20 protein-coding genes are annotated in these 20,261 nt (G+C 59.1%); 3 read left to right on the plus strand and 17 right to left on the minus strand.

The window, feature by feature from the left end; all coding sequences use genetic code 11:
- Positions 1 to 66: 66 nt before the first annotated feature.
- The 4 genes from CWM52_RS05190 to xseB all read right to left on the minus strand — a co-directional run bounded on the left by CWM52_RS05190 (position 67) and on the right by xseB (position 4,129).
- Positions 67 to 1,041 (minus strand): aldo/keto reductase, encoded by a 975-nt coding sequence (locus tag CWM52_RS05190; RefSeq protein WP_100683109.1) that lies wholly within the window; start codon positions 1,039 to 1,041, stop codon positions 67 to 69.
- Positions 1,042 to 1,107: 66 nt separating this feature from the next.
- Positions 1,108 to 2,970 (minus strand): 1-deoxy-D-xylulose-5-phosphate synthase, encoded by a 1,863-nt coding sequence (gene dxs / locus CWM52_RS05195; RefSeq protein ID WP_100683110.1) that lies wholly within the window; start codon positions 2,968 to 2,970, stop codon positions 1,108 to 1,110.
- A gap of 16 nt (positions 2,971 to 2,986) precedes the next feature.
- Positions 2,987 to 3,886, minus strand: coding sequence for a (2E,6E)-farnesyl diphosphate synthase (gene ispA, locus CWM52_RS05200; protein WP_100683111.1), 900 nt, complete (start codon positions 3,884 to 3,886; stop codon positions 2,987 to 2,989).
- Entirely contained in the window at positions 3,887 to 4,129 is a 243-nt protein-coding gene (gene xseB / locus CWM52_RS05205) for an exodeoxyribonuclease VII small subunit (RefSeq protein ID WP_004858644.1), read from the minus strand.
- A 301-nt stretch (positions 4,130 to 4,430) separates the two neighbouring features.
- Here xseB and thiI point away from each other — a divergent pair, with 301 nt between their 5' ends.
- A complete protein-coding gene (gene thiI / locus CWM52_RS05210) occupies positions 4,431 to 5,879 on the plus strand; it encodes a tRNA uracil 4-sulfurtransferase ThiI (protein ID WP_100683112.1) in 1,449 nt (482 codons plus the stop codon).
- 78 nt (positions 5,880 to 5,957) lie between these two features.
- Here thiI and yajL read toward each other — a convergent pair whose 3' ends face one another.
- Together yajL and panE are read right to left on the minus strand one after the other, a co-directional pair.
- Positions 5,958 to 6,551: a protein deglycase YajL gene (gene yajL / locus CWM52_RS05215; RefSeq protein ID WP_100683113.1), complete on the minus strand. Its 594-nt coding sequence runs from the start codon at positions 6,549 to 6,551 to the stop codon at positions 5,958 to 5,960.
- Positions 6,514 to 7,425: a 2-dehydropantoate 2-reductase gene (gene panE / locus CWM52_RS05220; RefSeq protein ID WP_100683114.1), complete on the minus strand. Its 912-nt coding sequence runs from the start codon at positions 7,423 to 7,425 to the stop codon at positions 6,514 to 6,516. The genes yajL and panE overlap by 38 nt, the downstream gene beginning before the upstream one ends.
- Positions 7,426 to 7,604: 179 nt before the next feature.
- Here panE and CWM52_RS05225 point away from each other — a divergent pair, with 179 nt between their 5' ends.
- Entirely contained in the window at positions 7,605 to 8,096 is a 492-nt protein-coding gene (locus CWM52_RS05225) for a YajQ family cyclic di-GMP-binding protein (protein ID WP_004858653.1), read from the plus strand.
- Between the two features lie 70 nt (positions 8,097 to 8,166).
- Here CWM52_RS05225 and CWM52_RS05230 read toward each other — a convergent pair whose 3' ends face one another.
- The 10 genes from CWM52_RS05230 to CWM52_RS05275 all read right to left on the minus strand — a co-directional run bounded on the left by CWM52_RS05230 (position 8,167) and on the right by CWM52_RS05275 (position 18,411).
- Positions 8,167 to 9,531, minus strand: coding sequence for an MFS transporter (locus tag CWM52_RS05230; RefSeq protein WP_100683115.1), 1,365 nt, complete (start codon positions 9,529 to 9,531; stop codon positions 8,167 to 8,169).
- 156 nt (positions 9,532 to 9,687) lie between these two features.
- On the minus strand, positions 9,688 to 10,866 hold the full coding sequence (locus CWM52_RS05235; RefSeq protein WP_100683116.1) for a Gfo/Idh/MocA family protein: 1,179 nt from the start codon (positions 10,864 to 10,866) through the stop codon (positions 9,688 to 9,690).
- A 454-nt stretch (positions 10,867 to 11,320) separates the two neighbouring features.
- Positions 11,321 to 11,452, minus strand: a complete 132-nt coding sequence (locus tag CWM52_RS26975; RefSeq protein WP_255410860.1) for a hypothetical protein — start codon at positions 11,450 to 11,452, stop codon at positions 11,321 to 11,323.
- A gap of 13 nt (positions 11,453 to 11,465) precedes the next feature.
- A complete protein-coding gene (locus CWM52_RS26680) occupies positions 11,466 to 11,612 on the minus strand; it encodes a Gfo/Idh/MocA family oxidoreductase (protein ID WP_227521259.1) in 147 nt (48 codons plus the stop codon).
- Positions 11,609 to 12,973 carry an MFS transporter gene (locus tag CWM52_RS05250; protein WP_100683118.1) on the minus strand — a complete coding sequence of 455 codons (1,365 nt, stop codon included), beginning with the start codon at positions 12,971 to 12,973 and terminating at the stop codon, positions 11,609 to 11,611. The genes CWM52_RS26680 and CWM52_RS05250 overlap by 4 nt, the downstream gene beginning before the upstream one ends.
- A gap of 10 nt (positions 12,974 to 12,983) precedes the next feature.
- The gene (locus tag CWM52_RS05255; RefSeq protein ID WP_100683119.1) at positions 12,984 to 13,802 is read right to left on the minus strand and encodes a sugar phosphate isomerase/epimerase family protein; all 819 of its coding nucleotides are present in this window, start codon (positions 13,800 to 13,802) and stop codon (positions 12,984 to 12,986) included.
- Positions 13,803 to 13,868: 66 nt separating this feature from the next.
- Positions 13,869 to 15,572, minus strand: a complete 1,704-nt coding sequence (locus CWM52_RS05260) for an FAD-dependent oxidoreductase (protein WP_100683120.1) — start codon at positions 15,570 to 15,572, stop codon at positions 13,869 to 13,871.
- A 10-nt stretch (positions 15,573 to 15,582) separates the two neighbouring features.
- Complete coding sequence (locus CWM52_RS05265) at positions 15,583 to 15,903, minus strand: NIPSNAP family protein (protein WP_004858687.1); 321 nt, start codon at positions 15,901 to 15,903, stop codon at positions 15,583 to 15,585.
- 13 nt (positions 15,904 to 15,916) lie between these two features.
- The gene (locus tag CWM52_RS05270; RefSeq protein ID WP_100683121.1) at positions 15,917 to 17,593 is read right to left on the minus strand and encodes an FAD-dependent oxidoreductase; all 1,677 of its coding nucleotides are present in this window, start codon (positions 17,591 to 17,593) and stop codon (positions 15,917 to 15,919) included.
- Positions 17,590 to 18,411, minus strand: coding sequence for a shikimate dehydrogenase family protein (locus CWM52_RS05275; protein WP_100683122.1), 822 nt, complete (start codon positions 18,409 to 18,411; stop codon positions 17,590 to 17,592). Before CWM52_RS05275 ends, CWM52_RS05270 begins: the two co-directional genes overlap by 4 nt.
- A gap of 152 nt (positions 18,412 to 18,563) precedes the next feature.
- Between CWM52_RS05275 and CWM52_RS05280 the strand changes: the two genes are divergently transcribed.
- Positions 18,564 to 19,322, plus strand: a complete 759-nt coding sequence (locus tag CWM52_RS05280) for an IclR family transcriptional regulator domain-containing protein (protein WP_100683123.1) — start codon at positions 18,564 to 18,566, stop codon at positions 19,320 to 19,322.
- 51 nt (positions 19,323 to 19,373) lie between these two features.
- On the opposite strand, the gene cyoE is transcribed toward CWM52_RS05280, so the two are convergent.
- Entirely contained in the window at positions 19,374 to 20,261 is an 888-nt protein-coding gene (gene cyoE / locus CWM52_RS05285) for a heme o synthase (protein ID WP_100683124.1), read from the minus strand.

The raw sequence follows: 20,261 nt of genomic DNA on the forward strand, positions 1-20,261 counted from the left end.
GGTGAACCTGTAGCCCGGCTAAGCGCAGCGCGAGCCGGGAGCCGGGAGCCTCGTGGGAACAATGAGTTACTTGAACCCGACAATCGGATGCGGCTTATACGGCGCTTCCAGCTTTTCTACCTGTTCGGGCGTCAGCGTTAAATCCACCGCGCCCAGCAGGTCGTCGAGCTGCTCCTGCCTGGAGGCGCCGACGATTGGCGCGGCGATACCCGGTTTACTCAATAGCCAGGCCAGCGCCACCTGGGCGCGGTTGGCACCGACTTCTTCCGCCACTTCAGCCAGATTCTGCGCAATCAGCGCATCGTTTTCATCGCTGGCGCTGTAGAGCGATTTGCCAAACTCATCGGATACCAGCCGGGCGGTGGTTTCGCCCCACGGACGGGTGAGTCGGCCCCGCGCCAGCGGACTCCAGGGAATGACCGATACGCCCGAGCGCTGGCACAGCGGCAGCATCTCGTTCTCTTCTTCGCGATAAATCAGATTGTAATGATCCTGCATGGTCACAAAGCGCGCCCAGCCGTTGCTCTCCTGAAGCTGTAGCGCCTGCGCAAACTGGCGAGCGTGCATCGATGAGGCGCCGATATAGCGCGCTTTCCCGGCCTTAACAACCTCATTTAGCGCTTCCAGGGTCTCTTCAATCGGCGTGCTGTAGTCCCAACGATGGATCTGCAGCAGGTCGACATATTCCATACCTAAGCGGCGCAGGCTGTCATCGATAGAGCGCAGGATCTGTGCACGCGAGAGGCCCTCCGGCAGATCCCCGACCTGGTGATACACTTTTGTCGCCACCACCACTTCGTCGCGGCGGGCGAAATCGCGTAGCGCGCGGCCAACAATCTCTTCGCTGCTGCCGTCAGAGTAGCTGTTCGCGGTATCAAAAAAGTTGATGCCGCCTTCCAGCGCACGCTGAATGAGCGGTCGGCTGCTCTCTTCCGGTAGGGTCCAGGCGTGCTTGCCTCGATCCGGCTCGCCAAAGGTCATGCAGCCGAGACACAGCCGGGAAACTCGCAGGTGGGTGGCTTCAGGCGTGATGTATTGCATTGATTTGCTCCTGCTATGCGCTTAAAAAAGGGGGTCTTTTAAGCATAGCAGGAGCCGTTGCGGGGGTTATGCGAGCCAGGTGGTGATTTTCGCTTCGATACCGGCGGCATCCAGACCGAGGTCGGCGCGCACTTCTTCCTGCGTTCCCTGGGGAATAAAAACGTCCGGCAGGCCAATATTCAGCACCGGAACCGCACGGCGATTGGCCATCAGCAGCTCATTCACGCCGCTGCCCGCGCCGCCCATAATGGCATTCTCTTCCAGCGTCACCAGCACATCGTGGTCGGCGGCCAGCTGCAAAATAAGCGCATCATCGAGAGGTTTGACAAAACGCATATCGACCAGCGTGGCGTTGAGCTTGTCTGCCACCTGCGCCGCTTCCGGCAGCAAAGTACCGAAGTTGAGGATCGCCACTTTTTCGCCCGTGCGTTTTACCACGCCTTTGCCGATCGGCAACGAGGCCAGCGGCTGCAGGGTGGCGCCGGTGCCGGTCCCGCGCGGGTAGCGAACCGCGCTTGGCCCTTCATTGTAGTGATAGCCGGTGTAGAGCATCTGACGGCACTCGTTTTCGTCGCTCGGCGTCATGATCACCATATCCGGGATACAGCGCAGGAAGGAGAGATCGAATGCGCCCTGATGCGTTTGTCCGTCGGCGCCGACGATTCCCGCGCGGTCGATGGCAAACAGAACCGGCAGCTTCTGGATGGCGACATCATGGATCACCTGATCGTAGGCGCGCTGCAGGAAGGTGGAGTAAATGGCCACCACCGGCTTGTAGTCGCCGATCGCCAGGCCGGCGGCAAAGGTCACCGCGTGCTGTTCTGCAATCGCCACATCGAAATACTGGTCAGGGTATTTCCTCGAAAACTCGACCATCCCCGAGCCTTCGCGCATTGCGGGCGTAATGGCCATCAGCTTGCTGTCTTTCGCCGCGGTTTCGCACAGCCAGTCGCCAAAAATTTTCGAGTAGGAGGGCAGGCCGCCGCTGCTTTTCGGCAGAACCCCGCTGGTATGGTCAAATTTTGGCACCGCGTGGAAGGTAATCGGGTCTTTTTCCGCCGGCTCATAGCCGCGACCTTTTTTGGTCATAATATGCAGGAACTGCGGCCCTTTCAGGTCGCGCATATTTTTCAGCGTATTGACCAGGCCGAGTACATCGTGGCCGTCCACCGGGCCGATGTAGTTGAAGCCCAGCTCTTCAAACAGGGTACCGGGCACGACCATCCCTTTGAGATGTTCTTCGGTGCGTTTGAGCAGCTCTTTAATCGGCGGTACGCCAGAGAAGACCTTTTTGCCGCCTTCGCGCAGCGTGGAGTACAGTTTGCCGGAGAGCAGTTGCGCCAGATGGTTATTCAGCGCGCCAACGTTCTCCGAAATCGACATTTCGTTGTCATTGAGCACCACCAGCAGATCGGGTTTGATATCGCCCGCATGGTTCATGGCTTCAAACGCCATACCTGCGGTAATCGCGCCGTCGCCAATGACGCACACCGCACGTCGCTGTTTATCTTCTTTCGCGGCGGCGATCGCCACCCCGATGCCCGCAGAAATGGAGGTTGATGAGTGGCCGACGCTCAGGACGTCATATTCGCTTTCGCCGCGCCACGGGAACGGATGCAGTCCGCCTTTCTGCCGAATGGTGCCGATTTTATCGCGGCGTCCGGTCAGAATTTTATGCGGGTAGGCCTGGTGGCCCACGTCCCAGATTAAACGGTCAAAAGGCGTGTTATAGACGTAGTGAAGCGCCACGGTCAGTTCGACCGTGCCGAGGCCGGAGGCAAAATGCCCGCTGGAACGGCTGACGCTGTCCAGCAGGTAGCGCCGGAGTTCGTCGCACAGTTTCGGCAGGCTGTCTTTCGGCAACAAACGCAACTCCTGGGTGGAATCCACCAGCGCCAGGGTCGGGTATTTGGCAATATCAAAACTCATCAGAGACTCTTATTGTTTATTTATCACGCTGAATTATGTAATTCGCGAGCGCTTCCAGTGCCGTCGTATCCAGAGATTGCGCGGCCAGCTCACTCAGCGACTGACGGGCGTCTTCAATCAGGTCATGCGCTTTTTTACGCGCTTGTTCAAGTCCCAGAAGCGCAGGATAGGTGCTTTTGCCTAGCTGCTGGTCAGCTCCCTGGCGTTTGCCAAGGGTCGCAGTATCCCCTACCACGTCAAGAATGTCATCCTGGACCTGGAAGGCGAGACCGATATTTTGCGCAAAGCGATCGAGCGCCGGCAGGGCCGCCCGGCCGCGTTCACCTGCGCTCAGCGCGCCCATACGCACCGCGGCGCATATCAGCGCGCCGGTTTTGTGGCGATGGATGCGCTCCAGCGCCTGCAGGTCAACCTGGTGGCCTTCGGCTTGCAGATCCAGCGCCTGTCCGCCGCACATTCCGGCGACGCCGCTGGCCTGCGCCAGCGTCGAAACCATGGCCAGACGATCGCTGTCCGGCACTTCAGGCATTGGCGCATCACTCAGTATAGAAAATGCCAGCGTTTGTAGGGCATCTCCGGCAAGAATTGCGTTTGCTTCACCAAATTTAATGTGGCTGGTCGGCAGACCGCGACGCAGATCGTCATCGTCCATGGCGGGCAGATCGTCATGCATCAGAGAGTAAGCATGGATGCATTCGACGGCGGCGGCCGGGGCGTCCAGCGTCGCGCGGCTGACGCCGAACATGTCGCCGGTGGCATAGACGAGGAACGGGCGCAGGCGTTTTCCGCCTAATAGTGCGCCGTACTGCATGGCTTCAACCAGTGGAGTGTTCTGAAAAGGCAGCGGAGCGAGGAAACGACGTAGCGCGTCGTTGGCCTGCTCAACGCAAGCATGTAATTGTTGCGAGAAGTCCATTTATTCAGCATCCGGTGTAAACGGCGTCAGCGGGCTATCCTCGCTGTCGGCCAGCAGAATCTGGACGCGCTGTTCGGCCTGCTGCAATCGGGCCTGCCCCTGACGCGCCAGCTGTACGCCGCGCTCAAATTCGCTGAGCGCCTCTTCTAACGGCAGCGCGCCGCTTTCCAGACGATTAACAATCTGCTCCAGCTCGCCCAGGGCGGTTTCAAAGCTGGCCGGGGCCTCATTTTTCTTTGGCATAGTGAATATAGACTCTTGTAATGTCGCGACAGCAATATGGTAACGAAGTCACGTGGTTAAGCAAATATACACCTCATCCTTTCGCGGAATCGTTGCCGAAAACGCGCAAACGGGTGGCTGACAAGTGGGTTATGCCCCCGCCGCACGGGCGCATCCTGAATGATTTTATGTAAAACGCGCAATGCGAGGCGCAATGTACGCAATGGTGATATACTGCGCTCCCTGGATGCAGGCACCGCGGTGCGCTGCAGTACAACTTTTGCTTAAAGCCCGTCGGGCTTGCCAACGAACTATTGTCGCCATGAAGTTTATCATTAAATTGTTCCCGGAAATCACCATCAAAAGCCAATCCGTGAGATTGCGCTTCATTAAGATCTTAACCGGGAACATTCGTAACGTTCTTAAAAACTATGATGAGACGCTTGCCGTCGTTCGTCATTGGGATCATATCGAAGTTCGCGCGAAAGACGAAAATCAGCGTCCGGTGATTCGCGATGCGCTGACCCGAATCCCGGGTATCCACCATATTCTGGAAGTCGAAGACGTCCCGTTTACTTCACTGCACGATATTTTTGAGCAAACGCTACCGCTGTGGCGTGAAACGCTGGAAGGCAAAACCTTCTGCGTGCGCGTAAAACGTCGCGGGAAGCATGAGTTTACCTCTATCGAAGTGGAGCGCTATGTCGGCGGCGGTCTGAACCAGCATATCGAAACGGCGCGCGTGAAGCTGACTGACCCGGACATTACGGTCAATCTGGAAATTGAAAACGATCGCCTGCTGCTGGTCAAAGGGCGCTACGAAGGCATCGGTGGTTTCCCGATCGGCACGCAGGAAGATGTGCTGTCGCTGATTTCCGGCGGCTTCGACTCCGGCGTCTCCAGCTACATGCTGATGCGTCGCGGCTGTCGCGTACACTACTGCTTCTTTAATCTCGGCGGCGCGGCGCATGAAATCGGCGTTCGTCAGGTGGCGCACTACCTGTGGAACCGCTTCGGCAGCTCACACCGCGTGCGTTTCGTGGCGATTAACTTCGAACCGGTGGTGGGGGAGATCCTCGAAAAAGTCGACGACGGGCAGATGGGCGTAGTGCTGAAGCGCATGATGGTCCGTGCGGCGTCGAAAGTCGCCGAACGCTATGGCGTGCAGGCGCTGGTGACCGGCGAAGCGCTGGGCCAGGTGTCCAGCCAGACCCTGACCAACCTGCGTCTGATCGACAATGTCTCCGACACCCTGATTCTGCGCCCGCTGATTTCGCACGATAAAGAGCACATCATCGATCTGGCCCGTGAAATCGGCACCGAAGATTTTGCCCGCACCATGCCGGAATATTGCGGCGTGATTTCGAAGAGCCCGACCGTGAAAGCGGTGAAGGCGAAGATTGAGGCGGAAGAAGAGAACTTCGACTTTAGCATCCTCGATAAAGTGGTGGCGGAAGCGAATAACGTGGATATTCGCGATATCGCCCAGCAGACTCAGCAGGACGTGGTGGAAGTAGAAACCGTGACCGGCTTTAGCCCGAACGACGTCATTCTGGATATTCGTTCCGTAGACGAACAGGATGAAAAGCCGCTGAAGGTTGAAGGCGTTGAAGTCGTGTCATTGCCGTTCTACAAGCTGAGCACCCAGTTCGGCAATCTCGACCAGAGCAAAACCTGGCTGCTGTGGTGCGAGCGTGGCGTGATGAGCCGTCTGCAGGCGCTGTACCTGCGTGAGCAGGGCTTTGAGAACGTGAAGGTTTACCGCCCGTAAGCCGCTTCGCGTGAAGAGAATCCCGGATAGCGGCAGTCATGCCTTATCCGGGCTACCGGTTGCGTAGCCGTCTGTGGCTCAGGCTTCGTAGTAGTTATAAATCCCCGCCGCCATCACCAGTTGCGATGCAACCTCATAAGCTTTTTCACGCCCGACCAGCAGGTCGATCATTTTGAGCGCAAAATCAATCGCTGTTCCCGGCCCCTGGCTGGTGAGCAGGTTGACCCGCGGGTCCCAGACCACGCGTTTGTCCTGCCACTGATCTTCAGGGATACGATCTTTGAGGGCCGGAAAGCCGGTCATGTTGCCGACTGGAAAAAGGTTATGCGGCACCAGTACGGTCGCCGCCGCCGCGCAGATGGCGGCAACAATGCGTCCGGAAAGATGAAACTGGCGGACCGTTTCCACCAGCAGCGGGCTGTCGCGGAAATACTCCGCGCCTTTTATCCCGCCGGGAAGGACGATAATGTCATAATCGCCGTCGGCGACTTCGACCAGCGGCGCATCGGCCAGCAGCTTGACGCCCCGCGAGCAGACGATGGTCAGGCTGCCATCGCTGGCGACGCTGGCCGTGGTGACCTGCACGCCGCCGCGGACCAGTAAATCCATGGTGGTGACCGCTTCGGTCTCTTCGCTACCAGGGGCGAGGCAAATCAGTGCTGACGCGCTCATATTCATTCTCCTTACGCTTTACCAGTTCAAACAAACGGGCGTTTTCCGGTACGGCAAGGCCGTGAGCGCGGGCGCGCTTCAGTAGAAAACCGGTGATATAGTCGATTTCCGTACGACGCTGCGCGCGGATATCCTGCAACATCGAAGAGATATTTTCTGCCGTACTTTCAATGACCTGATGAACATAAAATAACAGGTTTTCCGGTGAAGTATGAATACCTTCGCGCTCCATGACCGCGGCGACCTCCCGGCAGATGACCTCAACTTCCTGCGGATAGTCGCGCAAATCGCCGTTGCGGCACTCCTTCAGCGCCGTCAGCGGGTTAATCACGCAGTTGACCGCCAGTTTGCTCCACGTTGCCGGGCGGATGTTATTATGCCAGGCGACGTCCGGCAGGACGCTTTGCAGGGTATCGGCCAGGTCGCTGTAATCCTGCGGATAGTCTTTCGCCGGGCCGATATGCGTCGTGCCGCTGGCGACGTGCACAATGACGTTGCCGTCGCGGCGCGCAGCCTGGGTCGTGGAGCCCAGCAGCAGCGGCTGCTGCACGCCTTTCAGCTCATCGACGGTTCCCATGCCGTTATGGATAAGCAGGATCGGCGACGAGGCGGGTAGCGTCTGGGCCAGATTTTTTACCGCGTTAGAGACCTGCCAGGCTTTCAGGGTCACCAGCAGCAGGTCGCTACTGGCGAGAAAGTCAGGATCGTTGGCGGTTAGCGACTCATTAAAAATTGTCCCGTCGGTCTCAATCAGATTGACGCTACAGAAGGGTTGTGGGACGCGCAGCCAGCCCTGGACATCGTGTCCGTGTTTGCATAACGCGGTTAGCCACAGTTGCCCCAGCGCACCGCATCCGAGTACGGTTACTTTCATTGTTCCTCCTCACCTGCGACTACCCCAGGCATTTATAGCTAAAGTATATACTCGTTGCGCTGCCGGCTGCAGCCGCGCCTTGAGCATCAGAACATCGGCTATGCTTGCGGGATAACCAGTTGAGTTATGTCGCGTTGCGGGTATTATGCAACGCAAAAGAAACAGAAGGAGAGGAAAAGATGCCATCTTTCGATATTGTCTCTGAAGTCGATCTTCAGGAAGTTCGAAATGCCGTAGAGAATGCGACCCGTGAAGTGGAGTCGCGTTTTGATTTTCGTAACGTTGAAGCAAGCTTCGAACTGAACGAAAAAAACGAGACCATCAAGGTCCTCAGCGAGTCTGATTTCCAGATTAACCAGTTGCTGGATATTCTGCGTGCCAAGCTGTTAAAACGCGGCATTGAAGGCAGTTCTATCGAAGTGCCGGACGAGTTCGTGCACAGCGGGAAAACCTGGTTCGTCGATGCGAAGCTGAAGCAGGGGATTGAGAGCGCGACGCAGAAAAAAATCGTCAAGCTGATCAAAGACAGCAAGCTGAAGGTGCAGGCGCAAATTCAGGGCGAAGAGATTCGCGTTACTGGTAAAGCGCGCGACGATCTGCAGGCGGTGATGGCGCTGGTGCGCGGTGGCGACCTGGGACAGCCGTTCCAGTTCAAAAACTTCCGCGACTAAGCCGGAGCGGCGCTGGCGTATCATCTGCAAACGTCAGCCAATAAAAAAAGCGGGGAAGTCCCCGCTTTTTTTACGCCCCTTTGATGGCCTGCTCAATTTCGAAGCGGTTGGTCACCTTGCTGTCGATCTTGATATACACCGAACGTTCGTCGGGGACCACCAGCACCTGTTTGACCCCTTCTGTGCTCTGCAGACGCTCCTGCAGCGCGCTATCAGCCACCACCTGATCGGGAATTTCGACCCGCAGGCTGCTGACGTACGGCGGTTCGCTCATCGTCCCGGCAACCAGCAGCCACAGCATCGCCAGCAGCGCGCCGAGCAGGAATACGGTTTGCGAATCAAAGAAGCCGTCTACCCAGCCGCCCAGCGCGCCGCCAATCGCCACGCCAAGGAACTGACTGGTCGAATAGACGCCCATCGCGGTGCCTTTATAGCCCGCCGGCGACTCTTTACTGATTAAAGAGGGAAGCAGGGCTTCCAGCAGGTTAAAAGCGAGGAAGAACAGCTGAACGCCGGCGACCAGCTCCCAGAAATAGCCGCCCGCGCCCCACAGGACAATTTCGGCCACCAGCAGCAGCGCGACGCAGAACAGGAACACGTGTTTCATCTTGCGCTTCACTTCGGCGTAGATGATAAACGGCACCACCGAAACAAACGAAATCAGCATGGTGACCAGGTAAATTTTCCAGTGCTCGGCGGCGGGGAAACCGGCGGCTTCCAGCTGCCCTGGCAGGGCCACAAAGGTGGACATCAGCATAATATGCAGGCACATAATGCCGAAGTTGAGCTTCAGCAGCTTCGGCTCGGCAAGCACTTTGCTGAAACAGCCCTTCACCATGCCGGATTCGCGGTTCAGGACGTGGTTGTGACTGTTCGGCACCACCCACAGCGTCAGCAGGATGCCGATCGTCGCCAGGATGGCGATCATCCAGAACAGCGCATGCAGGCCCAGCTGGTGAGTAATAATCGGCCCCAGCACCATGGCGATGGCAAAGGTGACGCCGAAACTGACGCCAATAAAGGCCATCGCCTTCGTGCGGTTCTGTTCGCGGGTTAAATCGGAGAGGAGCGCCATGACCGCCGCGGCAATCGCGCCGGAACCCTGCAGCGCGCGTCCAAGAATGATGCCCCAGATGGAGTCGCTCAGCGCAGCTAGCATGCTGCCGATAACGAAGATTAGCAGGCCGCCGACAATCAGCGGTTTACGGCCAATGCGGTCGGAAAGCAGGCCGAACGGAATCTGGAATATGGCCTGAGCCAGACCATAAATACCAATAGCCAGGCCAATCAGCGCTTCGCTGGCGCCCTGTAATGCCATGCCATAGGTGGTCAAAACCGGCAAAACCATAAACATGCCGAGCATACGCAGCGAGAATACGGTCCCCAGACCCCAGGTCGCGCGCAGTTCACCTGGCGTCATTTTATTGTCGTTCATTACCACCTCAATCTACAAACTGCGACTAGTGTAGTGGTGGCAGCCAGAAGCGTAAATAAATGTTTGTTTAACAGATATTACCGCTGTGTTGCATGATGCGGTAAGCGCGGGGAAAATAAAGAAACCAGTGGCGAAGGCTCCACTGGTTGATGGCATTTATTGTAAATTAAAGTCAACCCATTGGCTGCCGGCGTCGGCGGATTTCACGCATTGCTCGACCCAGTAGACGCCGTGCAGACCGGCTTCAACATCCGGGTACCAGAAGTGCTCCAGAAACCCACGATCGCCGCGATCCATCGCATCGATGGCTATCGCATAGCGCCGGTAGAGGTTTGCCCACGCTTCAAACAGCCCTTCCGGGTGACCGCCACCGATCCGATCGTCGGCCAGGGCCGCGGCGCTGAGATACGGCATGCCGCGCTCAAGCACCCGCGCCGGCTCACCTTGTACCTCATAGCTTAGCTGGTTGGGATGCTCATCCCACCACTCGATGCTGGCTTTCTCTCCGACGATCCGCACCTTTTGCGAGTGCATAGCGCCGCTGTTGACCGCGCTGGTCCACATTGAGCCGATGGCGCCGTTGTCGTATTCCATCAGCACAAAGGCGTTATCTTCCAGCGGCGCGCGCGATGCGACGAAACTCTGGCGGGAACACATCAGGCGGCGAATGTTGAGGTGCGGCGCCATCGTTTCGGCGACAAAGAGCGGATGCGTTGCCAGGTCGCCCAGCACGTAGCTTGGTCCGGCATACTTCGGCGTGACGCGCCAGCGGGTGGACTCCGCCTGCAGTTCGACGGCTTCATTATGAAAACCATGGGCAAACTGCATATTGATAATCCGAATCTGCCCGAGCAGCCCGTCGGCAATCATCTGCCGCGCCTGCTGAATCATCTGATACCCGGCATAGCCGTAAGTGACGCCGACGATTTTGTTATGCTTGATGCTCAGCTCCCGCAGCTCCTGGGCTTCGGCGGCGCTAAAGCAGAGCGGTTTTTCACAGACCACGTGCAGTCCGGCTTCCAGCGCCGCTTTGGTAATGGCGAAGTGGGTATTGTTCGGCGTGGTTACCGATACCACTTCTATACCGTCAGGACGCAGCGCCTCTTCGCGAAACAGCGTTTGATAATCGGCATAACAGCGCTCCGGCGCGATCCCTAGCTGTTCACCAAACTGGCGTCCGCGTTCGGCATCAATATCCAGGGCGCCGGCCAGCAAGGTAAAGACATTGTCACGCAGCGCGGCCGATCGGTGGCTGTAGCCAATCTGGCTGGTGGCTCCGCCGCCGACCATTCCCCAGCGCAGGGAGCGGGGCAGGGGTTTCATGCCGTTTAACATGGTGTTCTCCTTGATACAAAGTACGGATGTCTGATGAGATTCGCTCCCTGCATGAGGAAGCGGGACAGGACCCTGGCGCCAGCCTGGCGACCAAACGGCGGCCTGAGGAAGGTTAAAACAGGTATAAAAATATTTATTTCATTTTTTCATTATATGAAATTAAATTTTTATTTATGCGAGAAGGATCGAAAAATCATCAAGATTATCCCACCGTCCGCTGGGCACCTGATGAACGGTCGTTTGGTTAAAAACGTATGAAATGAGATGATTAACGCTGGTTTAACTGGTGCGTCTGGCCGGGAAAGCGTGATGCTGCGACGTGGGACGCTGAGATAATGAACGATTAATATTCATTTTATCTTTAAATGAAATTTATTTTTCCTTTGCCTCGCACGCCAAAGCGCGCTGAAAAGTCGGCGCAATGCGGGATTGCGCCGGTGCCTGTGGATGCGGATTAGGCCGCCTGGCCAGCCGCCCGCTTCGCATAGCGCCAGCACTGCATCTGCGGGATCGCCAGCGCGCAGGGCACATGCAGAAGATTGGGCGTGGCGTTAATCACGCCCTGCGGCTGTACCGCATCCAGCATGGCTTCAACGTTGTCATACCCTGCGATATCCAGGTGTCTGCGCTTCGGGCAAAGGATCGGCGAGGGCGACCAGCTCAGCCCGTGGGTTAGCGCGAAGCACCGCAATATGTTTGCGTCCGATGGCGCCCGCGCCAATGACGGCAAGATGAATTTTGCTCACGACAGACTCCTCAGTGAGGGGGAGGGGGTTGGGGAGGCTGATTCGGCATCGCTGGCAAACAGCCCCTTCACCACCAGACCGATGACGGTGAATGCTGCCGGGATCCCAAGGATTAAAAAGACACTTTCGAAGCTGAGATTCAGCGCCATCATTTCCGCGCCGGCAAAGGCGCTGAGGATGGCGCCCATTCGGCCGACGCCGTGCATCCAGCTGGATCCGGTAGCGCGCGCCTGGGTCGGATAGTAGCGGGCGGAGAGCGCATTCATCCCGGTATTCGCGCCGTTCAGGCAAGCGCCGCTGACGAAGGCCAGCAGGCACAGCAGCGCAAAACTGGCGGCGGCGTAGCCTATGGCCATTGTAAACAGGCCGCCGATGGCGTAAATCATCCCCAGTGCCCGATGGGGGTTAATGCGGTCCATTAGCCACCCAGCGAACAGAGAGCCAATGGTGCCGCCGGCCTGATAAATCGCCGTCATCACCGCGGCCTGGCTGACGGTCAGCCCGACCTCTTTGACCAGCGTCGGCAGCCAGCTGCCGAGGATATAAACCAGAAACAGGCCCATAAAATAGACCAGCCATAACATCAGCGAGCCGAGGCGGTACTGGCGCGAGAGGACAAGGCGCATGGCGTTGGCGTTGACGGGCTGCGCCGGGAGCGTAAATTCAGCGTTATCCGCAATTTGTCCCGGGTAGAGCCGTTGTAATATCGCCCGGATACGTGCCGCCGGCGCGCGTTTAACCACCAGAAAGCGCACCGATTCCGGCAGCAGCCAGATGAGCAATGGCGCAAACAGCAGCGGAAGAATCCCGCCGAGCGCCATCAGCGAATGCCAGCCAAAGCGCGGGATCAGCCACGAGGCGGAAAAGCCGCCCGCCGCCGCGCCAAAGGTAAAGCCGCAAAAAATCACCGTAATCAGAAAAGATCGCCGACGCTCGGGGGCATACTCCGATACCAGCGTGCCGATATTGGGCATCGCCGCGCCGAGTCCCAGTCCGGTCATAAAACGGAAGAAAATCATCTGTTCGATGTTTTGCGAGAAGGCGGTGACGATAGTCCAGAAGCCAAAGAAAAAGACGCTGTTGACGATGATTTTTTTTCGCCCCAGCCAGTCGGCGAGCGGTCCGGAGAGGAGCGCCCCCAGGGCCAGGCCAATCAGCGCCGCGCTGATGACGAAGCCGAGCTCATAGTTAGTCACGCCCCATTCATGCTTCAGCGTCGGCGCGATAAACCCCATAATCGCAATATCAAAACCGTCGAGCGCAATCACGCAAAAGCCTAAGAAAACCACCAGTTTCTGGAAACGGCTGAGCGGATTGTTGTTGATTAACTCTCTGACATCCAGGCGTTGGGTCTGAGTCATAGGGTTTTCCTTATGCGCAAGCACGCAGGTAAGACTGGGCGGCATTGAACAGCAACCGCGCGCGGTTGAGGGCCGGCAGAGCGCCCTGGGCGCCGCTTAACGGCACTTCCAGTGAGACCGGCAGCGTCGTCGGCAGCGCGGACATCAGACCATGCAGATCCAGCCCGCCTTCGCCCGGCACCTTCCGCGCGGCGCGGGCCTGATAGATCAACTCCTGTTCGTTATCGGGAATCTGCGCCGGAGCATCGCACAGCTGCATATAGTTGAGGCACTCTGGCGGCAGGTCGGCGAGGCTGGAGAGCGACTCTCCCGCGCGCCAGAAGTGGATGGCGTCAATCAGAATCCCGATGTCCGCCCGTCCGCTGGCGGAAATCAGCCGTCTGGCGTCAGCGATGGTACGCAGCTGGGTCCACGGCATCGGCTCCAGATTCATGGTTAAACCATACTTCCGGCCGGTTTCGGCGAGCGCGGCAAGATTTTCAGCGCTGCGGGTCAGGTGGTTATCGTTACCGGCCACCAGCACCTGCCGGGCGCCCAGGCGCGCGGCGGTTTCAAGAAAGCTTTCCAGGCGGGCATTAAGCGAAAAATCGCTTGTCAGACGCACGATTTCGACATCTGATACGTGAATGCCGGTCTCCATCAGCGCAGAGAGGGTCGCGCGAACGGTTGCGGTATCGCCGAGCATAGCGTAGTCAGGATCGGTCGGCGTGGCGGGGAGCAGACGCAGGCCAACGTGAGTAAAGCCGGTTTGTGCCGCGATCCGCACCTGTTCCGGTGGCGGAACGTCGAGCACGGTGAGCGCGGCGAGGGACAGAGTTCGCATGTTCATTAAAGACTCCGGTACAGTTGCAGGTGATTGTTGTTATGTGTACTGCCGTCCCTGGTAAGATGTCGGTTACGATGCTGTTTTTGTTATCCTGGCGGCCAGCGTTTTCCCCACCAGATAGCCAAAGGTCATGGCCGGGCCGAGTGTAATACCGCCGCTGGGGTAGTACCCCTGCATCACGCTCGACATATCATTGCCAATGGCGTAGAGGCCAGCGATCGGCTGCTGATGCGCATCCAGCACGCGCGCCTGTTCATCGGTTTTCAGCCCGCTAAAAGAGCCCAGCGAACCCGGTAAAATACGCACCGCATAAAAGGGCGCGTGGCGCAGCGGACCCAGCGTGGGATGATGAGGATGTCTGGCATCTCCCTGCGCCCGGTTATAGGCCGAGGCGCCGCGCTGAAATTCCGGGTCTTCCCCTCGCGCGGCGTAGTCGTTAAAGCGCGCCACCGTCTCCGCCAGCTGCCCGCCATCGATGGCGCATTGCTCCGCCAGCGCCGCCAGCGTGGGGGCCGAGCGGAGATAGCCCGTGCGCAGCCATGCTGCGGGTGAAAACGGAAAGGGGCGGGCGTGGCCCAGACCGTAGCGACGTAGCGTCCGGCTATCGGCCAGCAGCCACGCTACCGGCTGTTCTCCCGCAGGCGTTGCGGCGAGCAGCGCGGCAATAAAGTCGTGGTAGGAGTCGGCTTCATTGGTAAAACGCCTGCCGTTGGGCAAGACGGCGATAAACCCCGGCTTAGCGCGTTCCACCAGGTGCGGGAAGACCAGCTGCAGGCCGCTCGCGAGGGTGACGCGGGAGACCGGCGCCCAGGCCATGGCGTGTTTGAGCGAGGCGTTGAACTGACCGCCGACCGATTCCCCGAGCCGGATACCGTCGCCCTGATTACCCGGCGGCGCGGCGGAGAAGTGACCGTAGCCGCCCGCCGCGTGCGGAACCTGCTGCGCCAGGCGCTGACGATCGTGCGGAAAGCCGCCGCAGGCGAGGATTACGGCATCGGCCTGAACCTCAATATCGCCATCATCGCTGCGCAGTACCGCGCCGCTGACCCCTGTCGATGATGTCAGCAGGCGAACGACAGGGGCATTCAGTTGAATACTGACGCCTGCGTCGAGCGCCGACCGCAGCAGGCGGCCAATCAGCGCGTTACCGTTAACCAGATGCTGTCCGCGGCCAGCGCGCAGTCGTTGCCAGCCGTGACGCAGCAGACGCCGGGCGGCATACACCGCCGATCGCGGGGAGCGGGTGGCATTAAAAAAGTGCGCCATATCGTTGCCGCCAGCGATGCCCATCCCGGCCAGGCTGATGGTCTCCAGCGGCGGGCGCAGGCGGTGCAGCCAGTCGCCCAGCAAGCGTCCATCAAACGGTTGTGCCGTCACCGAACGCCCACCCCGGGCGTAGCCCGGCGACATGTGAAAATCCGGCATCTGACTGCCGGAGAGAAACTGCACCGCCGTATGGCGGCGGAAGAAGTCGATCATCTCCGGGCCCTGCTGCAGGAAGGTGAGCAGGCGGGCATCGGCGGGCTGGCCGCCCATCTCGTGCTGCAGATAGGTCAGCGGCGCGTCCTCTTGCTCCTGGATGCCCTCTTCGCGGGCGAGCGGATTGCGCGGTATCCACAGCCAGCCGCCTGACCAGGCGCTGGTGCCGCCGATGACCGACTCCTTTTCGGCCAGCAGGACGCTGGCACCCTTGAGGGCGGCGGTCACCGCGGCGGAAAGCCCCGCTGCGCCGGAACCGACGACCAGCACATCCACCTTTTTATGCCCGCTCATCTCCGGCCCCCTATTGCAGCGGTGAAAAATCAACAGGACGCAGCAGGACCGACTCCAGCCGCTCAACGGCCGCCAGCTCGCGGTTTTTACGCGAGAAGGTCAGCCAGCGTTCGTCCTGCGCCATGCGCGCCCGGCGTACCAGGCGATCGTCGAGGCTCTCGTAAGCCCAGATATGCACGACCTGATTGACCACACCGATTTCGGTGAAGAAAAAGCCGATCAGCTTACCGAGGTGCTCGGTCTGGACGGCGTAAGCATCGCTTTTGTACAGCGCCAGCCAGTCGGCCATTTTCAGCGGATTGAGGGTGTAGGTGCGTTTTTCATAGATCATGGTGTTTCTCCTGTTATGGGGTCTGTTGTTGTGCCATATGGCGGGCAGAGAGATAGCCGAAGGTCAGCGCCGGGCCGAGCGTGATGCCGGGACCGGGGTAGGTGCCCGCCATCATGGAGTCCATATCGTTACCCACGGCATACAGGCCTTGGATCGGCTGACGTTGTTGATTAAGAACCTGGGCATTCTCGCTGGTGACCAGCCCGCGCGAGGTGCCCAGATCACCGGTGTAGAGGGTGATGGCATAAAATGGAGCGTTCAGCAGCGGGGCATTGCAGGCGTTCGGCTGATGGGCCGGATCGCCCATCGCGCGGTTATAGCTGTTGCCGCCTTTGGCGAATTGCGGATCTTCTCCCTGCGCGGCATCGCGATTGTAGCGGGCCACCGTCCCGGCGAGCGCTTGTGCGTCAAGCCCCAGCTGTTGAGCAAGCCGGGCGAGGGAGTCCGCTTTGTGCAGGTAGCCGGCCTCGATCAGCGCATCGTTGTTCACCGGCGCGGGCCGCGCAAGACCGAGGCCGTAGCGTTTCATCGCCAGGGCATCGCAGATCAGAAAACAGGGGGCGTTTTCGGGTTGGCTTTGCATGGCGCTGGCGAAATGGTGGTAAGAGTTTGATTCGTTGACGAAACGTTCCGCCTTTTGGTTGACGGCGATAACCCCCGGCCTGGCCCGGTCGGTGACCAGGTGCGGGAAGCGTTCTTCGCGCCCGTCGGCGTGGCGCAGTACCGACACCGGCGCCCAGAAAAAATTGGACGACAGGTCGGCGCCTTCACAGGCATGGAGTGCGCCGGCGAGACGGAATGCGGCGCCATCATTGGCGGCAGGTGACATGGAGTAATGCTCGCGGGTATGCGGCCGGTAGCGTGCCGCCAGCGCTCCTGCGGCAAAGCCGCCGGCGGCCAGCACCACGCCGCAGCGCGCCTGTAAGGTCTCCTGTTGGCCGTCGCATTCAATATTGACGCCGGTGACCGCACCCTCGTGTTCAACCAGCGAAAGGACGTTGACGTTGAGCCGGAGCGTCATGCCTTTGCGCAGCGCCACGGTGGCCATGCGGGCAATTAGGGCGTTACCCATCGCCAGCCGGGTACCGCGCGGGTGGCTGAGGCGATCGCGCGCATAGCGCAGCAGCAGCTTCGCGCAGTGCGATAACGAGCGCAGCGAGCGGCGCATCTCCAGAAAATGCTGGATATCCACGCGGTTGACCATCATGCCGCCAAATAACAGCATCCCCGGTGGGGGAGAGCGCAGATCGCGAAAGCGATCGCCGAGCTGGCGCCCGTCGTACTCCACAACTTCCAGCGCGCGTCCGCAGTCTACGGCGCCCGGTTCATCAGGGTAATAGTCCGGTGAGAGGGGGCGCAGACTGTACTTCACCGCGCCCTCTTGTTCGAGGAACGCCAGCGCCTCGCGCCCGGAAGCGACAAACGCATCGACGATGTCCGGACGATAGTTCTGTTCGCCGATGATGGTTTTCAGGTAGGTTTTGATCGCGTCCGCGGTGCCGCTTTTCCCCTGCGCGCGTGCCTGGTCGGTATCGTTGATCCATACCGCTCCGCCGGAAATCGCCGAGGTGCCGCCAAACTGCGGCGCTTTTTCCAGCATCAGCACCGACAGCCCTTTGCAGCAGGCCGTGACGGCGGCGGCAAACCCGCCGGCACCGCTGCCGATGACAATCACATCCCAGCTTTTCATGCCGCGGCTCCTTGTTCCTGCGGGATGGCTCCGATGAACTGCCCCATGAGTTTCATCTGCGCCAGCGCCATTTCGGGGCCGGTTTGTACTACGCAGCCGCGCGCCTGGGCGAAAGCCAGCAGCGGCGTGATCGCCGGGGCGGTCACGACGTCCGCGACGTGGGTTGTCGGACTCAGACTCTCCAGTAAAGCCTGCGGCAGCGGCAGCGGATCGAAGTTTGCCATCCCGGCCGGGGAGCCGTTCACCAGTAGATCAAGGCCGCTCAGGGTGTCGGGCAGCGTAGTGAGATGGACCTGGGGGAAATGGGTGGCGAGGCGGTTATGCAGCAGCTGTAACGTGGCCGGATTCTGGTCGTGTAGCGCCAGCTGGCGAATCCCGGCTTCACACAGTCCCCAGGCGATGGCGCTGCCGACGCCGCCGCAGCCGGAGAGCAGCGCGGTCTTCCCTTCAGCCTGAAAACCGTGGGCCGCCGCGGCAAGCGAGAAGCCGACGCCATCCAGCATATCGCCCTGCAGGCGGCCATCCGCCAGTTTGCGAATGACATTCACCGCGTTGAGATGACGGGCGCGCGGCGTTAGCTCATCAACCAGCGCGGCGGCGCGCTGTTTGTGCGGCACGGTGACCAGTACGCCGCTCATGTTCAGCCATCCACGTAACGCCAGCAAATAATCCGCCACCGCTTCCGGGGCGATATCGACCGGGATCATGACGCTGTCCATCTGCTGGTCGGCAAAGTAGCGGTTGAAGTTCTCCGGGGATTTAACCTGAGTAATCGGATGGCCGATAACGGCAACCACCTGCGTGAATCCACTGACCATTTCAAACCTCATTTGTTAAATGAATGTTGTGAAAGTATTTCAGCGGAACCTGAGAGCGACAACGCAGAATTCGGACGTATTGGTTGTTAATCGCACCACCACTGCGATAATCGCAGTGAATCGATGGTAATGTTGCAAAAATGTGAGCTGATATGCAAAACACAATACATCCGCGCGATTTGATAGTCGGTCTGCAAAAAGGACTGGCCTTGATTCAGCTTTTCTCCAAAGAGTTTCCCCGTCTCACCGTGCCTCAGGCGGCGAAAATGAGCGGCCTGACGCAGAGCGCCGCACGACGTTTTCTGCTGACGCTGCTGCACGAGCGCTATGTGCAGACCGACGGTCGCGCTTACTGGCTGACGCCAAAAGCGCTGCGCCTCGGTCAGGCGTATGTCGATTCGGCACAGTTTCCGCGTATGGTCCGCCCCATCGTTGAGTACATTGCCAGCCGCACCGAAGAACATGCGTCGGTGGGGGTGGTTGATGAAGATGAACTGGTGTATATCGCGCGCAGCAAACATACGCCGTTTAACTCGACCTCGGTGCGGTTAGGGGAGCGGGTACCGATATTTTGCACCGCCGGCGGGCGGCTCTGGCTGGCCTCGCTGCCGGAAGAGGAGTGCGAGAGGATTCTGCGGCGTATTAAGCGTGAACAGCGCACGCCGTATACGGTGACGGACGTGGCGATGCTGATGGAGAAAATTGCTGTGGTGCGGCGTCAGGGGTTTGCCGCTATCGAGCAGGAGTTTGAAATTGGGATGCTGGTTCTGGCGGTGCCTTTATCCGACAGGGAAGGGCTGTACTGGGGGGCGCTGAGCCTGACTTCTCACCAGTCGCGGACTTCGCTGGATGCGTTGTGTCGCGACCATCTGGATCTGCTCTATAGCGCGCAGGCGATGCTGGTGGGGTAACTCCAGGCAATAAAAAACCCCGCCGGAGCGGGGCTTGTCAGAGCGACAATCTTATCTGACGTAGGCCAGCAGATTGTGTGAATCGGGCACCATAAAGTCGACGGACATCATGACCGACAGCGCGGTAATGGCGACGATAGAAAAGACGAACAGCTTACGCGCCCAGACTTTATCATCCGCCACTTTGTAACCGCGCAGCGCCATCCCCAGCCACCAGACGCTCACCGCGGCCGCCACGACCAGGTATTTATACCCGGCGTAGCCGCCCAGAGAGAGCATCAGCGTGGCGACAGCAAAAGCCACGATGTACAGCGTAATGTGGTTCTTCGCCACGGAAATGCCTTTCACCACCGGCAGCACCGGAATGTTCGCCGCCTGATAATCCTTAAAGCGGAAAATCGCGATGGCGTAGGAGTGAGGCATCTGCCACAGGCTGAAGATAGCCAGCAGAATCGCCGCGCCGCTATCGAAATGACCGGTTACCGCGCAGTAGCCAATCACCGGCGGCGCCGCGCCGGAGAGAGAACCAATCAGCGTACCGTAGACGGAGTGGCGTTTCATGTACAGGCTGTAGACGCCGACATAAACCACGAACCCCATGACCCCCAGCCAGCAGGCCAGGGGATTCGCGCCGAACCACAGGAGCATGAAGCCAGCAATACCCAGCAAGGTGGCGTATACCAGCGAAACTTGTGGCGAGATCAGCCCTTTGACCAGCACCCGGTTTTTCGTCCGTTCCATCTTACGATCGATGTCGCGGTCGATGTAGTTGTTGAATACACAACCCGAGGCGACCACCAGGGACACCCCAAGGAGCGTCCATGCAAACAGCGGATAGTCAATGTGACCTTTGGAGGCCAACAGGAAACCGCCGATCACGGAGATCAGGTTGCCAAAAATGATGCCAGGTTTCGTTACTTGCAGGTATTGCTTAAACAT

Source organism: Raoultella sp. T31, from assembly GCF_002806725.1.
Lineage (GTDB): Bacteria > Pseudomonadota > Gammaproteobacteria > Enterobacterales > Enterobacteriaceae > Klebsiella > Klebsiella electrica.

Bases quoted from the DNA above. Each gene is read 5' to 3' on its own strand.
- CWM52_RS05190 (WP_100683109.1), bottom strand. From the start codon at position 1,041: ATGCAATACATCACGCCTGAAGCCACCCACCTGCGAGTTTCCCGGCTG.
- dxs (WP_100683110.1), bottom strand. From the start codon at position 2,970: ATGAGTTTTGATATTGCCAAATACCCGACCCTGGCGCTGGTGGATTCC.
- ispA (WP_100683111.1), bottom strand. From the start codon at position 3,886: ATGGACTTCTCGCAACAATTACATGCTTGCGTTGAGCAGGCCAACGAC.
- xseB (WP_004858644.1), bottom strand. From the start codon at position 4,129: ATGCCAAAGAAAAATGAGGCCCCGGCCAGCTTTGAAACCGCCCTGGGC.
- thiI (WP_100683112.1), top strand. From the start codon at position 4,431: ATGAAGTTTATCATTAAATTGTTCCCGGAAATCACCATCAAAAGCCAA.
- yajL (WP_100683113.1), bottom strand. From the start codon at position 6,551: ATGAGCGCGTCAGCACTGATTTGCCTCGCCCCTGGTAGCGAAGAGACC.
- panE (WP_100683114.1), bottom strand. From the start codon at position 7,425: ATGAAAGTAACCGTACTCGGATGCGGTGCGCTGGGGCAACTGTGGCTA.
- CWM52_RS05225 (WP_004858653.1), top strand. From the start codon at position 7,605: ATGCCATCTTTCGATATTGTCTCTGAAGTCGATCTTCAGGAAGTTCGA.
- CWM52_RS05230 (WP_100683115.1), bottom strand. From the start codon at position 9,531: ATGAACGACAATAAAATGACGCCAGGTGAACTGCGCGCGACCTGGGGT.
- CWM52_RS05235 (WP_100683116.1), bottom strand. From the start codon at position 10,866: ATGTTAAACGGCATGAAACCCCTGCCCCGCTCCCTGCGCTGGGGAATG.
- CWM52_RS26975 (WP_255410860.1), bottom strand. From the start codon at position 11,452: ATGCTGGATGCGGTACAGCCGCAGGGCGTGATTAACGCCACGCCCAAT.
- CWM52_RS05250 (WP_100683118.1), bottom strand. From the start codon at position 12,973: ATGACTCAGACCCAACGCCTGGATGTCAGAGAGTTAATCAACAACAAT.
- CWM52_RS05255 (WP_100683119.1), bottom strand. From the start codon at position 13,802: ATGAACATGCGAACTCTGTCCCTCGCCGCGCTCACCGTGCTCGACGTT.
- CWM52_RS05260 (WP_100683120.1), bottom strand. From the start codon at position 15,572: ATGAGCGGGCATAAAAAGGTGGATGTGCTGGTCGTCGGTTCCGGCGCA.
- CWM52_RS05265 (WP_004858687.1), bottom strand. From the start codon at position 15,903: ATGATCTATGAAAAACGCACCTACACCCTCAATCCGCTGAAAATGGCC.
- CWM52_RS05270 (WP_100683121.1), bottom strand. From the start codon at position 17,593: ATGAAAAGCTGGGATGTGATTGTCATCGGCAGCGGTGCCGGCGGGTTT.
- CWM52_RS05275 (WP_100683122.1), bottom strand. From the start codon at position 18,411: ATGGTCAGTGGATTCACGCAGGTGGTTGCCGTTATCGGCCATCCGATT.
- CWM52_RS05280 (WP_100683123.1), top strand. From the start codon at position 18,564: ATGCAAAACACAATACATCCGCGCGATTTGATAGTCGGTCTGCAAAAA.
- cyoE (WP_100683124.1), bottom strand. From the start codon at position 20,261: ATGTTTAAGCAATACCTGCAAGTAACGAAACCTGGCATCATTTTTGGC.